This window comes from Rhodococcus sp. JS3073 (assembly GCF_026810085.1).
In the GTDB taxonomy this organism is placed as follows: Bacteria; Actinomycetota; Actinomycetes; order Mycobacteriales; family Mycobacteriaceae; genus Rhodococcus_F; species Rhodococcus_F wratislaviensis.
Map to the genome: position 1 here is coordinate 3,093,490 of NZ_CP113951.1, position 12,692 is coordinate 3,106,181.

At 66.6% G+C, this 12,692-nt stretch carries 12 protein-coding genes; 9 read left to right on the forward strand and 3 right to left on the reverse strand.

Annotated elements, in window-relative coordinates:
* Position 1: 1 nt before the first annotated feature.
* Positions 2–901 (reverse strand): LysR family transcriptional regulator, encoded by a 900-nt coding sequence (locus tag OYT95_RS13900; protein ID WP_037241856.1) that lies wholly within the window; start codon positions 899–901, stop codon positions 2–4.
* A 110-nt stretch (positions 902–1,011) separates the two neighbouring features.
* Between OYT95_RS13900 and OYT95_RS13905 the strand changes: the two genes are divergently transcribed.
* The 8 genes from OYT95_RS13905 (at position 1,012) to OYT95_RS13940 (ending at position 9,907) form a co-directional block, all read left to right on the forward strand.
* Positions 1,012–2,493 (forward strand): aldehyde dehydrogenase family protein, encoded by a 1,482-nt coding sequence (locus tag OYT95_RS13905; RefSeq protein WP_268791730.1) that lies wholly within the window; start codon positions 1,012–1,014, stop codon positions 2,491–2,493.
* Positions 2,490–4,208, forward strand: a complete 1,719-nt coding sequence (locus tag OYT95_RS13910) for a hypothetical protein (protein WP_268791731.1) — start codon at positions 2,490–2,492, stop codon at positions 4,206–4,208. The genes OYT95_RS13905 and OYT95_RS13910 overlap by 4 nt, the downstream gene beginning before the upstream one ends.
* Positions 4,208–5,212, forward strand: a complete 1,005-nt coding sequence (locus OYT95_RS13915; RefSeq protein ID WP_037241864.1) for a membrane dipeptidase — start codon at positions 4,208–4,210, stop codon at positions 5,210–5,212. Before OYT95_RS13910 ends, OYT95_RS13915 begins: the two co-directional genes overlap by 1 nt.
* Positions 5,209–5,937 carry a hypothetical protein gene (locus OYT95_RS13920; RefSeq protein WP_128640047.1) on the forward strand — a complete coding sequence of 243 codons (729 nt, stop codon included), beginning with the start codon at positions 5,209–5,211 and terminating at the stop codon, positions 5,935–5,937. The genes OYT95_RS13915 and OYT95_RS13920 overlap by 4 nt, the downstream gene beginning before the upstream one ends.
* Positions 5,930–6,334, forward strand: coding sequence for a RidA family protein (locus OYT95_RS13925; RefSeq protein ID WP_037241866.1), 405 nt, complete (start codon positions 5,930–5,932; stop codon positions 6,332–6,334). Before OYT95_RS13920 ends, OYT95_RS13925 begins: the two co-directional genes overlap by 8 nt.
* 110 nt (positions 6,335–6,444) lie before the next feature.
* Complete coding sequence (locus OYT95_RS13930; RefSeq protein WP_268791732.1) at positions 6,445–7,785, forward strand: MFS transporter; 1,341 nt, start codon at positions 6,445–6,447, stop codon at positions 7,783–7,785.
* 249 nt (positions 7,786–8,034) lie between these two features.
* Positions 8,035–8,883, forward strand: a complete 849-nt coding sequence (locus OYT95_RS13935; protein ID WP_268791733.1) for an amino acid-binding protein — start codon at positions 8,035–8,037, stop codon at positions 8,881–8,883.
* A 52-nt stretch (positions 8,884–8,935) separates the two neighbouring features.
* Positions 8,936–9,907: a YVTN family beta-propeller repeat protein gene (locus OYT95_RS13940; protein WP_268792242.1), complete on the forward strand. Its 972-nt coding sequence runs from the start codon at positions 8,936–8,938 to the stop codon at positions 9,905–9,907.
* Between the two features lie 2 nt (positions 9,908–9,909).
* On the opposite strand, the gene OYT95_RS13945 is transcribed toward OYT95_RS13940, so the two are convergent.
* Positions 9,910–11,109 carry an MFS transporter gene (locus tag OYT95_RS13945; RefSeq protein ID WP_037241872.1) on the reverse strand — a complete coding sequence of 400 codons (1,200 nt, stop codon included), beginning with the start codon at positions 11,107–11,109 and terminating at the stop codon, positions 9,910–9,912.
* Positions 11,110–11,264: 155 nt separating this feature from the next.
* Between OYT95_RS13945 and OYT95_RS13950 the strand changes: the two genes are divergently transcribed.
* A complete protein-coding gene (locus OYT95_RS13950) occupies positions 11,265–11,708 on the forward strand; it encodes a MarR family winged helix-turn-helix transcriptional regulator (RefSeq protein ID WP_037241876.1) in 444 nt (147 codons plus the stop codon).
* Positions 11,709–11,749: 41 nt separating this feature from the next.
* Here OYT95_RS13950 and thpD read toward each other — a convergent pair whose 3' ends face one another.
* A complete protein-coding gene (gene thpD / locus OYT95_RS13955) occupies positions 11,750–12,664 on the reverse strand; it encodes an ectoine hydroxylase (protein WP_268791734.1) in 915 nt (304 codons plus the stop codon).
* Positions 12,665–12,692 lie beyond the last annotated feature (28 nt).

Sequence of the window (12,692 nt, forward strand, 5' to 3'; positions counted from 1 at the left end):
CCTATCGGGTTTCGTCCGTCAGGTCGAGGGACGATGCGACGTCGAGGAAGTGCCGGATCGCCGGGACCTGTTGTCTGTCGGCGCGATACGCGACCGAGACGGTCGAGGCCGCCTGCGGATCGGAGAGCGCAACGTACCGCAGGTCCGGTAGGTGCAGGGCCCTGAGGCTTGCGGGGACGATGGTGACGCCGGTGTTCGCGGCGACCAACCCGAGGAGAGTCGGAAACTGCAGCGCCTCCTGGGCGGCCTCCAACCGGAAGCCCGCGTGGTGGCACAGGGCGGCGATGTGGTCGTAGAGTCGCGAAACCTGGCCTCGCGGAAAGGTGAGGAACCGTTCGTCGCGCAATTCGACGAGCCGCACCGACGTCCGGTTCGCGAAGGGATGCGACGAGTGCATCGCGACCAGCAGCGGCTCGCGGGTCAGCGGGCGCACCACGATGCCCTCCGCACGGTCGACCTCACGCACCAGTCCGATGTCGAGAATTCCGTCGGCGATCCCGGACAGCTGACGGTCGGTCGTCGACTCGGACAGTTCGACCTGGACACCGGGCCATGCCTTCTGCAGGGCGAGCACCGTGGCGGGGACGATCCTCAGCGCCGCGGAACTGACGAAGCCGATGCGCAGCAGCCCGACCTCACCGTGCGCGACCTGCTCCACTGCCGCCAGCGCGTGATCGGCTTCCGCGAGGACGCGTCGGCCCTCGTCCAGGAGCACCCGGCCCGCGTCGGTCAGCTCGACGCGTCGCGTGGTTCTCTCGAACAGGGTGGTTCGCAGTTCCTTCTCGAACTTGCTGATCTGCTGACTCAGTGCCGGCTGCGCGATGTGCAGGCGTTCCGCAGCGCGCCTGAAGTTCATCTCCTCGGCCACCGTGACGAAGTATCGAAGCTGGCGCAGTTCCACGCGATTGATACTTGCAACTTATCAGTCGGTTGACAATAGGTACTTCTGCACGGTGTGTGCCCGGCCTAGCGTTGAAGGCACCGAACTACCATGCCTTCGAGGAGTCAGCAGTGGAGCACCACGTCACCGCGCCGGACACGGACAACTTTCTACGCCACCTGATCGGCGGTGAATGGGTGGACGGCGACGGTCCGGTCACCACGACGACGAACCCGGCCGACGAGACCGCGGTCGCCGAATACCATCCCGCCGACACCCGGCTCCTCGACACAGCGGTGACCGCGGCAGTGTCGGCACGGCGGGAGTGGGACGACCGCGGGATCATCGCCCGCGGACTGGTCCTTCGCCGGGCCGCCGAGATCCTGGCCGAACGTGCGGACGCGATCGCGGAGCTGATGACCCGGGAGCAGGGCAAGACCCTCCCCGAGTCGCGCGCCGAAGTCGGGGCCACCGTCGAGACCCTCTACTACCACGCAGCGCAGGCCAGGAACGCCGACGGCGCCACCTACCCTTCGTCCCATCCCGACGAGGTGATTCGGACGGTCCGGCGCCCGCTCGGCGTCGTCGCCGCCATCACCCCGTGGAACTTCCCGCTCCAGATCCCGGCCTGGAAGCTGGCGCCTGCACTGCTCTGGGGCAATACCGTCGTCTGGAAACCCGCCAGCGACACGGTTGCGGTCGCCGCGGCCTTTGCCGAAGTCCTTGCCACAGCGGGTGTCCCGGCAGGTGTCCTCAACATGGTCCTGGGACCGGGCCCGATCGGCGCCGAACTGGTTGCCCGGGAAGAGATCTCCGGAGTCACCTTCACCGGGTCGGTACCGGTGGGCAGGTCGATCCAGGCTGCCGCCGTCCCCCGCGGCGCCAAGGTCCAGATGGAACTCGGCGGGCACAATGCGGCAATAGTGCTCCCCGACGTCGATCCGCACGACGCAGCAGCCGTGCTGATCGCCGGTGCCATGGGAAGCACCGGTCAGAAATGTACGGCGACGCGAAGGATCATCGCGGTCGGCAACGCCTACGACGCACTCGTTCCCGAACTCGTCGCCCGCGTCGAGGAACTGGTGGTCGGCGACGGACTGGCACCCGAGTCGCAGATCGGCCCGCTCGTCTCGTCCCGCGCGGCGAAGGAGGTAACGGCCGCGGTCGACCAGGCGCTGTCCGAGGGCGCCGAATTGCTGGCGCGCGCACCACTCCCCACGTCGGGTGCCGCCTTCGTCGCCCCCACTCTGCTCGCCGGCACCACCGAATTGACCATCTGCCGAGAGGAGGTGTTCGGACCGGTGACCACGATTTTGCGCGCGGAAGACCTCGACGAGGCCATCGCCATGGCGAACGCGACACCCTTCGGCCTCACCGCCGCAGTGTTCACGTGTGACGAGCGCGCCGTTCGACGCTGCATTCGTGATCTCGAAGCGGGACTGATCAAAGTCAACGCCCCCAACACCGGGTCCGAACTCCATGCTCCCTTCGGCGGACTCAAGGACTCCTCCTTCCCTGCTCCCCGTGAGCAGAATGCGGCAACCAGTGCCGAGTTCTTCACCTGGAGCAAGATCGCCTACGCCCGCACCGGAACGCCGAGGAGTGACGCATGAGGCCGACCGATACCCTCCGCCGGACACAGACCCTGGCGCGATCGCCCGAGCAGGTCCTGGACCCGGCCGACATGGGAGCGGCACGCTACACCCGGCACAGCTTCGCCCGGTCCTTCCTCCGAACGGCGGCCGCGCAGAACTGGCGGGTGGAACGCGAGCGCTGGGACGTCGACGGTGCCGGCCGCGGCGAGATCGTGTACCGCGTCGTCATCGGTTCACACGAGGTGCGATTCGTCGTGTTCTCGACGACCCTCATCGAGAGCGATCGAACCGATCGTGTCATCGCCAAGGCCTGGGACGTCACCGGAGCCCTGATCGAGGGACCGCTGACCGAGAGCCGAGCGAACGCATTGCGCTCGCAGGTACCGCGTCAGGAAGAAGGCCGGGCAGACGACGGCACTCTCATCTGGACGCGGGCAAACCGCAGTGCCCGATTCTTCGACTACGTCGTCGACCGCCTCTCCGAGGGCACTCAACCGGACATCACGACCATGGGCGATGCCGCCTACATTCTGCGGAGTACCGCGTTCTACAGCAACGGAAAGTTCGGGCTCGCAGATTTCGATCGGCTCGATGCCGGCCATCCCCTGCGTCTCCCCTACCGGGCACACATGCTGACCGCCTGGCTATTGCGCGAGCTCAGTTACGACCTCGTCGAGCACTGTGCCCGCGCCCGAAACCCTCTGTCGGTGCGGCTGTCCGGAGACTGGCGACGCTACCTCGGGCTCGGCAACGCCACGGGTCTCGGCATGGTGCCCTACGTGATCAACCACCCGCACGTGCTCGACGCCTGGTGCGCCACGCGCGAGCTCCCACTCGCGCACGCCCTGGCACAGGCGACCACACCCGCCGATCGGCGCATCCACACTGCCGGTGACCTGCTCGAGCGAGCCACCCACTACTTCCGCGAACGCGCAGACCTGGCGACTGAGCCCTTCGTCCCGTGCGGCGAACTCTCGTCCCAGCTCGAACCACTCCGGGCCATGCTGGCCGAGTACATCGACAGCGGGACGATCGGCGGCGAAGCAACGACCCATGCGTGGCGGGAACTCCACGGGCAGGCGGCGACATTCGGCCCCGAGGCCCGCAGTGTGATGGACAGCGTGATCGTCGAGGTACATCCTCAACTCGACGCCGAGGTCGAGGAGTTGCTGTGCTGCGATCAACGGCAGGACGTCGATCCCGCGCAGACCTGCGCCCAGTTGCGTTCCGTCCTGCGAGAACGCTACGCGTGGGTGCGGCGCTTCGACTTCGACAATCCCGACGAGCTGACCCACTTCTGGTTCTCCTCGGAGAACAACGAAGAGCCGCGTCGCGGACGCAGAGGTATCGATCCCGGCGAGAACGTCGAGCATCCGATCGACATCGCCCGGTCCGTCGCCGCTCTGGACCGCGATCTCGCGTCGACGCATGACGAAACGCCGGTCGCCGCCTTTCTCGTCGAGCACCCGTGGCACCGCGGAATCGTCGCCCGCGTCCAGACACTCGCCGACGTCCCGTATTCGGAGGCACACGACAACCTGCTCGCCGAAAAGTTCCTTCCCCTGAATCTGCAGCGATTCCAGCTGGCGATGTACGGAATGGACAACTACAGCCCGCAATCGACCGACTGGCTCCGCGTGACCCTCTACTCGGGAGCCCCACGGGCCGACGACGTCGCCGCCGGAGTCGACGACGACTGGATCTTCACCCGCAAGCCGCGAAAGGATTCCTAGTGCACACGCTCACTCACTCCGACCTGCTGGTGGTGGACGGTCTTCAGATCAACAACTGGGATCGGAAGGTCCTCGAGGAACTCCGAGCCGGTGGTGTCACAGGTGTGAACGCCACCTGCGCGGTCTGGGACGGGCCGACCGACACTCTCGGCGCCGTCGCGCAGTGGTATCAACTCGCCGCCGACAACAACGACATCGTCACCCTCGCGGAGACGTCCGAAGACATTCGCACTGCGAAGCGGGACAACCGGATCGCCGTACTCCTCGGGTTCCAGAACTCCTCGCCGTTCGGGGACGACTACCGGATGGTGGAGATCTTCCATCGATTGGGCGTTCGTGTCGCGCAACTCACCTACAACATTCAGAACCTGGCGGGCGGCGCCTGCTACGACGAGCACGACTCGGGACTCACCGCGTTCGGGCGAATACTGATCGGCGAAATGAATCGCGTGGGGATGCTCGTCGACCTCTCGCACGTCGGAAACCGTACCTGCCTGGATGCGATCGACGCGTCCGAAAGGCCCGTCGCGATCACCCATTCGAACCCGACGTGGTTCGTCGACAGCCCCCGCAACAAGCCGGACGAGGTCATCGATGCGCTGGCGGCCCGTGGCGGCGTGATCGGATGTTGCCTCTACCCCAACGTTCTCGGCGGGGAAACCACCTCCAGCTCCGACTTCGCGGTCATGGTCGCGCGACTCGTCGACCAGATCGGACCCGACCACGTCGCGATCGGGAGTGACTGCACCAGAAACTGGTCGGAGGACTACGTCGCGTGGTTGCGCAACGGTCGCTGGCGCCCGCCCAGCCAGAATCCGGTCGAACCCGAGTGGCCCATGTGGCCGAACTGGTTTTCCGGCCCGTCCGACTTCCCGGTTCTCACCGAGTGCCTGCACGATGTCGGACTCGACGACGAGACCATCGCGAAGATTCTCGGCGAGAACTGGTTGCGGCTCTTCGACGACGTCTTTCCCGGCCTGCACGAGACACAGGAACGCCGATGACCGACATGCTCACTCATACGTCCGAGCGCGACACACTCCCCACCACGAACAACCGAATCAGGTTGGCGGTACGTGAGGTTCGCGAGACCGCTTTCCGCGCCCTGTACGCGGCCGGTGTCAGTTCGGGCGAGGCAGGCGCCGCGGCCGACATAGTGACGGCGATGCAACTCCACGCGCGTACCGGGATCGACACTCTCCTGGACACGCTGGACCGGCTCGATCCGTCGAGCGATCCCACCGGTGCGACGCTGTCGAAAAGCTCCGCTGTCGACATCGTCGACCACTCGCCCCGGAGCGGCCTGCTGTCGGGACCCCTGGCGGTCGACCTCGCGCTGTCGCAAGCACGACCGGTCCTGCTGTCAGGGATCGACGACCACGAGGCCGCCGACTGGTACGCCCTCCGCGCCGCCTCCCGGTCCGGCACGACACTGTGGCTGGTCGCTCTCGATGACCACGAGCGGCGCGCGACGGTCGTGACAGCCGCCGGCGACATGTACCGCGACGTCGCCGTCACGTTCGAATGCGGCGCAGAATCCAACAGAGGCACGCTCGTCTGGACGGCACCATTCGCCGCGAACTCGTCCCGTCCCGTCCACACCGCCGCCGAACGGGAGACGCGATACCGCCACGCCGTCTCCTACGGCGTCTTCGTCGACACCGCGACGTGGTCGCGGGCGTACGCACTCGGCAGGCGATTCCTCGTTCCGGAGGCCCAGCATGACTGACCAGCGTGAACTCGTCGCTCATCCGCACGGGATCGAACGACCGTACTCGAGAGCCGCCGTGTTCGCCGGCACCATCTGGGCGTGCGGGCAGATCCCCACCACCGCGGACGGACAGACCCCGGCCGCGATCGGAGAGCAGGTCAAGGTCGCACTGGACAATCTGGAAGCTACGCTCCTGGCTTCGGGTGGCGGCCTGCACACGCTCCTGAAGACCACGGTGTACCTGGCCGATCTCTCGGAGTTCGACGAATACAACACCGCGTATCTCGATCGACTGGAAGGGATTCCGCTACCGCCACGAACGACCGTGGAGGTTGCACGCTTCCGCGGCAGCAAGAGAATCGAAATCGACGCGGTCGCGGCCGTCGACCACCGAATTGATAAGCACGGAGCATGAATTGGTAGGAGATTCGTAATTCCGCGCCGCTGATTCACTTCCTAATGTGGCAGCAACCACATCACGTGGGGACCGACCCTCAAGCCCACACCCCCGATGGGATTCCTCAGATGAACCTCGACACCACCGTCACCGCCCGATCGGGCGTCACACTGGACAGCGCCAGGCTCAACGGCTTTCACGCCAAACTCGCCCTCTTCTCCTCGGGCGGACCCTTTCTCGACGGCTACATCCTCAGCATCATCGGCATCGCGATGGTTCAGATCCAGGCGCAATGGGACATGAGCGCGCTGTGGGCCGGCCTCATCGGGTCTTCGGCTCTCATCGGCGTCTTCCTCGGTGGCGCCGTGTTCGGCGCAGTGACCGATCGGATCGGCCGAAAGTTGATGTACACCATCGACCTGATCGTGATCATCGTCTGCTCGGTGCTGCAATTCTTCGCGGCGGACGAAATGCAACTGTTCATTCTGCGTTTGATCATCGGCATCGCAGTCGGCGCCGACTACCCCATCGCCACCGCCCTGGTGACGGAGTTCGCACCGAAGGCCTGGCGCGCCAAACTCGTCGGCGGCCTGAATGCCATGTGGTTCGTAGGCGCTACCACCGCCGCTTTCGTGGGCTACCTTCTGCTCGACCATCCCGACGGATGGAAATGGATGCTGCTGTCCTCGGCAGTCCCCGCCACCCTGATCGTGATCGCGCGGACGAGCATCCCCGAGTCGCCACGCTGGCTTCTGAGCAAGGGACGTTCCGCGGAGGCACTGGCGGTGTTGCGAAAGACGATCGGAAACGATGCGACCCTGGACGATCTGCCCGACGAGGAAGGGACCACCTCGATCCGCGGACTGATGCGCGGAGGGTACCTGCAGCGGGTCGTCTTCATCTCGATCTTCTGGACGTGCACGATCGTGACCCTGTTCGCCATCTACGCATTCGGGCCGCAGATCCTCGAACTCTTCAACCTCGGTTCCGGAAATCTGGCCCACATCGGCTACGGGCTCATCAACCTGTTCTTCCTCATCGGCAACATCGTCGCACTGCTGCTCGTCGATCGACTCGGTCGCCGGCCGATCCTGATCTGGGGGTTCGTACTCTCCGGTCTCGGATTGCTGTTCCTCGCGATCAAGCCGGACGCAGGCCTGTGGGTGATCGCGTTCGCGTTCGCCATCTACGCGCTCTTCAACGGCGGACCCTCCATCCTCGAATGGATCTACCCCAACGAACTGTTCCCCACCGAGGTGCGGGCCACTGCGGTCGGCCTCTGCACGGGCATCAGCCGGATCGGCGCGGCGATCGGCACCTTCGCCACCCCGTGGGCGCTGTCCAATCTCGGACTCTCCGCAACGATGTACATCGCCGCGGGCATTGCCGGGGTGGGAGCCCTCGTCAGCTTCCTCATGGCCCCCGAGACCCGGGGAACGGACCTGAGCGACGCCGCCTCACTGCGCTGAGCGCTCTCGATCACTGCGCTGAGCGCTCCTGATCACGCCGCTGCTGCCGGGCGACAGTCCCCGGCGGCAGCGGCGTCACCATGCCCGGTGCGCATCGGCCACCGCGAATGGTGCGCCCGATCACACGCGGTGACGCGGTGTCTCGCCCACCACATCTGCGTTGCACCCCAACACATTTCACGTTCATCCGTCACACCACCGACCGTGCGATGAAACTACCCGGCAATACTTCGGGACGACAGTGGAGGCATGAACGATGCCGAGAGGGAACCCGGAGTTCATGTCAACGCGTGCGAGGCGTGCGGTCGGCTTCCGCACCCCCGTCGCGTCCGCCTGGCGCTCGCGAAACTGTGCGCCGTCTTTCCCGTCGAACTAGCGCTCCATGCCTTGGTCGTTCATTTCCACGCCTCCTATCTGATGACCGTCACGGTCCTGACCGTCAGCACCACGGTGCTGGTGATCTGGGTGGTGGAGCCGTCGGCGATGAGACTGCTCGGCGGCTGGCTGCACGGTCCGCCCGACGGCAAGCACGGCCCTCTCCCGACCGGGCAGTCGCTCTGGCGCATCCGCGTCCGGGTGAGCGACCAAGCGGGACAGCTCGAATCGCTGGCCCACAACCTCGCGAAGCTGGACGCGAACATCCTGACCGTGCACGTCCATCACCTGGACGGCGGTTCGCTCGACGAGTTGATCGTCGGCGCGTGCCGCGAGACGTCGCCGGACGCGCTCGCGCATGCCGTCCGAGCCGGAGGCGGGAGCAGTGTGGGCATCTGGCCGGCGTCGGCGCTCGCGCTGATCGACGGCCAGACCAAGGCACTGACGTTGGCGTCGCGGGTAGCCGCCGATCCCTCCGAACTGCCCCTGTCGATCGCGGAACTCCTCGGCGCCCAGTACGTCGATTCGCGCGTGAGCGACCATCCGACCACGGCGGCGTCCGTTGCGATCCCGTCGGGTGAGGGTGAGCCGCTCGTCTTCGTGCGGCCGGCGGACGAGCCTTTCACACCGGCCGAGATCGCCCGCGCTCGTCGCCTCAGCGAACTGGCGCAGCGAACCCGCGCGACCACGAACTCGGGGGGACTCGCCGGGCCTGCCACGTGATCTTGCGGACATCCCGGACGACGGCCACGGTGCGAGAGACACTACGACGGTGATGTTCGCCCGCACTTCGACTGTCCTGACGATCGGCGTCGCCACGCTCGGCCTCCTGGCCACCACCGCCAGTGCGGCGCCGACGTATGCCGTGACCGCCACCGTTCCCGTCGGGCAGACGCCGATGCAGGTGGCGGTCGCACCCAACGGCGCCGTCACGTACGCCACGAACTCCGGGGCCAACAGCGTCTCCGTCATCGACACCGCCACGAACGCCGTCACCGCCACCGTCCCGGTGGGCGGCGGACCCACCGGGATCGCCGTCGCCCCGAACGGTGCGAGGGCGTTCGTCGTGAATACCGCCGACCGGACCGTGTCCGTGATCGACACCGCCACCAACACCGTGGCGGCCACGATTCCGGTAGGCGAATTCGCCTTGGCGGTCGCGGTATCCGCAGACGGGGCCCACGCCTACGTCACCAACGGCGTCGAGAGCACTGTCTCCGTCATCGACACCGCCACGAACACGGTGACGGCCACGGTCCCGGTCGGCGCCTTCCCCATCCAGCTCGCGACCAACGGCACACACGTGTATGTCACCAACTCCTCCGACAACACGGTGACCGTGATCGACACGGCCACGACGACCGTCGTCGACACGATTCCCGTCGCCTCCCACCCCAGTGCGGTGACGGCCACCGACGACCGGGCCTACGTGCGGAGCGGCGCGGAGATGTCGGTGATCGACGTGGCCACCAACACGGTGACCGCCACGTTCGGCGTCGACGGGACGATGGGCGGCGCCGCGGTGACCGGGGACGGGAACACGCTGTACGTCGTCGACTCCGAGGGTGGGGCCGTCACGGTCTTCGATCCGGGTACCAACGCCGAGGTGACGTCGCTCGCCGTCGGCGGCAGCGCCGGTGGCGTCGCGGTCTCCGCCGACGGCGCGAGGGCCTACGCCACCAGTCAGAACGATGACACGATCGCCACCATCACGCGCGCACCGGGCGACGCGACGCTGCCGCGCTGACGCTAGACCGACACCACCGCCGGATCCTCCTCCACCGGCTGATCTTTCGACCGCCGGTCGAGTGCGGTGGCGAGGACGAGAACGCCGAGCGCACCCACGGTCAGCGCCGCACCCATCCAGATCGGGGACGTGAAGCCGAGTCCCGCGGCGATGGTGATGCCGCCGAGCCATGCCCCGAGTGCGTTGCCCACGTTGAAGGCGGCGATGTTCGCGCCGGACGCCATGGTCGGCGCCTGCGCCGCGTAGTTCATGATCCGCATCTGCAGTCCGGGGACGGTCGCGAAACCGAAGAGGCCCATGAAGAACAGGGCCACGATGGTCATCGGCTTGCTCCCCGCGGTGAGAGCGAACACGACGAGCACGACGGTGAGCACGGCGAGGATCGTGATCAACGTGCGGGTGAGTGCCTTGTCGGCGGCACGACCGCCGAGGACGTTGCCCACGAACAGACCGCCACCGAACAGCACGAGGAGCCACGGGACGCTCGTCGATGCGAATCCGCCGACCTCGGTGAGGGTGAACGCGATGTACGTGAACGCACCGAACATGCCGCCGAATCCGAGGATGGTGACGGCGATCGAGAACCACACCTGCGGAGACCGGAAGGCCCGCAGTTCGCTGCGCAGACCGGCGGATTCCGGTGCGTCCGCCGGACGGGACACGGAAGGCACCAGCGTTGCGATGCCGATCAGCGCGACGACGCCGATGACGGTGATGGCCCAGAACGTGGACCGCCAGCCGAACTGCTGGCCGAGGAACGTGCCGAACGGGACGCCGAGAACGTTGGCGATGGTCAGTCCCGCGAACATCGTCGCGATCGCGCCTGCCCGCTTGCTCGCGGGTACGAGGTCGGCGGCGAGGACCGAGCCGATGCCGAAGAACGCGCCGTGGCACAGGGCCGCGAGGACGCGTCCGCCCATCATGACCTCGTACGTCGGGGCCAGCGCCGACAGCAGGTTGCCGCCGATGAACAGCACCATCAGCGCCTGGAGGACGCGTTTGCGGTCGAACCGGGTGACCGCCGCGGTGATGACGATCGCTCCGATGGCGACGGAGAGGGCGTAGCCGGAGATGAGGTAGCCGGCCACCGACTCGCTCACCTGGAAGTCGGCCGACACTTCCGGCAGCAATCCCATGATGACGAATTCGGTGAGACCGATCCCGAAGCCGCCCATTGCGAGGGCGAGCAGACCCAGTGGCATCGCAGCCACTCCTTTCGTACAGACTGGGAGATAAGAGCACTAGCTCGAATACCGCGCCTGCAGTAGTTGCAGGCGCGCCATAAATAGTTGCATACGCATGCTATGTGCGCAAGCTGGTATTCTGAACTGGCAGTCGTAACCACAGGAGGTGGCCCATGGCAGTCGCTGACGACGCCGTCGAGATCCGGTCGCAGGGATGGCGCACGCTCGCGGCCCTGCACGGCCTACTCGAGGCGGAGCTCGAACGCGCCCTCCAGCGTGGGCACGATCTCTCGGTGGTCGAGTACACGGTCCTCGACGCCCTCAGCCGCCAGGACGGCTGGCACATGCGCATGGCGCAACTCGCCCGCGCGGCGGCGCTGAGCAGCAGCGCCACCACCAGGCTGGTGAACCGTCTGGAGAACCGCGGACTGCTCACCCGCATTCTGTGCGACGACGACCGTCGCGGCATCTACACCGAGCTCACACCCGCGGGCCGGGCCGCACTGGACGAGGCGCGTCCCACCCACGACGCGACGCTGGAAGCGGCGCTCGATCAGGCCGCCGAAATTCCCGAGCTCGCCCACCTCGCCCGAGCCCTGCACGAAGTCCCCGCATAGGTGAGTGGCGCAGCGTGCCGGGGCACGCTTTGCCACTCACGTCAGGACAGCGGGGTGAAGTCGCGCGACGCGATGTACTCCGGCCGCGGACGTGCCGCGGCGAACGGCTCGACGAGGGTGTTCTCGACACTGTTGAACACGAGGAACAGGTTCGACCGCGGGTAGGGCGTGATGTTGTTACCCGACCCGTGCATGACGTTGGAGTCGAACCACAGCGCGGTGCCCGCGGCACCGGTGAACTGGTCGATCCCGAACTCCCCTGCCATCCGGGTGACGTCCTCGCGACGCGGAACCCCGACCTCCTGCGCAACGAGCGACGACGTGTAGTTGTCGTCGGGGGTAGCGCCGACGCACTGGACGAACCGCTTGTGCGAACCGGGCATCACCATCAACGACCCGTTGAACGGGTAGTTCTCGGTCAGCGTGATCGAGCAGCTGACGGCCCGCGGGACGGGGAGACCGTCCTCGGCGTGCCAGGTCTCGAAGTCCGAGTGCCAGTAGAAGCCGGTGCCCTTGAAACCGGGCATCGAGTTGATGCGGCTCTGGTGGATGTAGACGTCGGAGCCGAGGAGTTGCCGCGCGCGGTCGAGAATCCTGCTGTCGCGGATCAGCTCGCCGATCACGTCGCTGCGCCGATGCACGTCGAAGACGGAACGAACCTCGTCGGTGCCGCGTTCGATGATGACGCGTCCGCTGTCGCGCATCGCCGGGTCCCGGGACAGCCGGTCGAGTTCCTCCCGGCACGACATCACTTCGCCCGCGCTCAGCACATTGTCGATGATCGTGAAGCCCCGTGACTCGTGTCCGGCGAGGGCCGACGAATCGAACGGCCCGTCGGCGGGCCCGCCCCACACGGCGGGTTCGCTCCGCTGGAGCATCGACGGCTCGGCGGCGATCCGAGTCGGGTAGCGATCGTGACGGTTGGTGTATCCCTGAACCTCAGCTACCTGAGTCATTGCCCCTCCTCGGCACTTACCTCTACTT

Bases quoted from the DNA above. Each gene is read 5' to 3' on its own strand.
- OYT95_RS13910 (WP_268791731.1), top strand. From the start codon at position 2,490: ATGAGGCCGACCGATACCCTCCGCCGGACACAGACCCTGGCGCGATCG.
- OYT95_RS13920 (WP_128640047.1), top strand. From the start codon at position 5,209: ATGACCGACATGCTCACTCATACGTCCGAGCGCGACACACTCCCCACC.
- OYT95_RS13925 (WP_037241866.1), top strand. From the start codon at position 5,930: ATGACTGACCAGCGTGAACTCGTCGCTCATCCGCACGGGATCGAACGA.
- OYT95_RS13930 (WP_268791732.1), top strand. From the start codon at position 6,445: ATGAACCTCGACACCACCGTCACCGCCCGATCGGGCGTCACACTGGAC.
- OYT95_RS13935 (WP_268791733.1), top strand. From the start codon at position 8,035: ATGAACGATGCCGAGAGGGAACCCGGAGTTCATGTCAACGCGTGCGAG.
- OYT95_RS13940 (WP_268792242.1), top strand. From the start codon at position 8,936: ATGTTCGCCCGCACTTCGACTGTCCTGACGATCGGCGTCGCCACGCTC.
- OYT95_RS13945 (WP_037241872.1), bottom strand. From the start codon at position 11,109: ATGCCACTGGGTCTGCTCGCCCTCGCAATGGGCGGCTTCGGGATCGGT.
- OYT95_RS13950 (WP_037241876.1), top strand. From the start codon at position 11,265: ATGGCAGTCGCTGACGACGCCGTCGAGATCCGGTCGCAGGGATGGCGC.
- thpD (WP_268791734.1), bottom strand. From the start codon at position 12,664: ATGACTCAGGTAGCTGAGGTTCAGGGATACACCAACCGTCACGATCGC.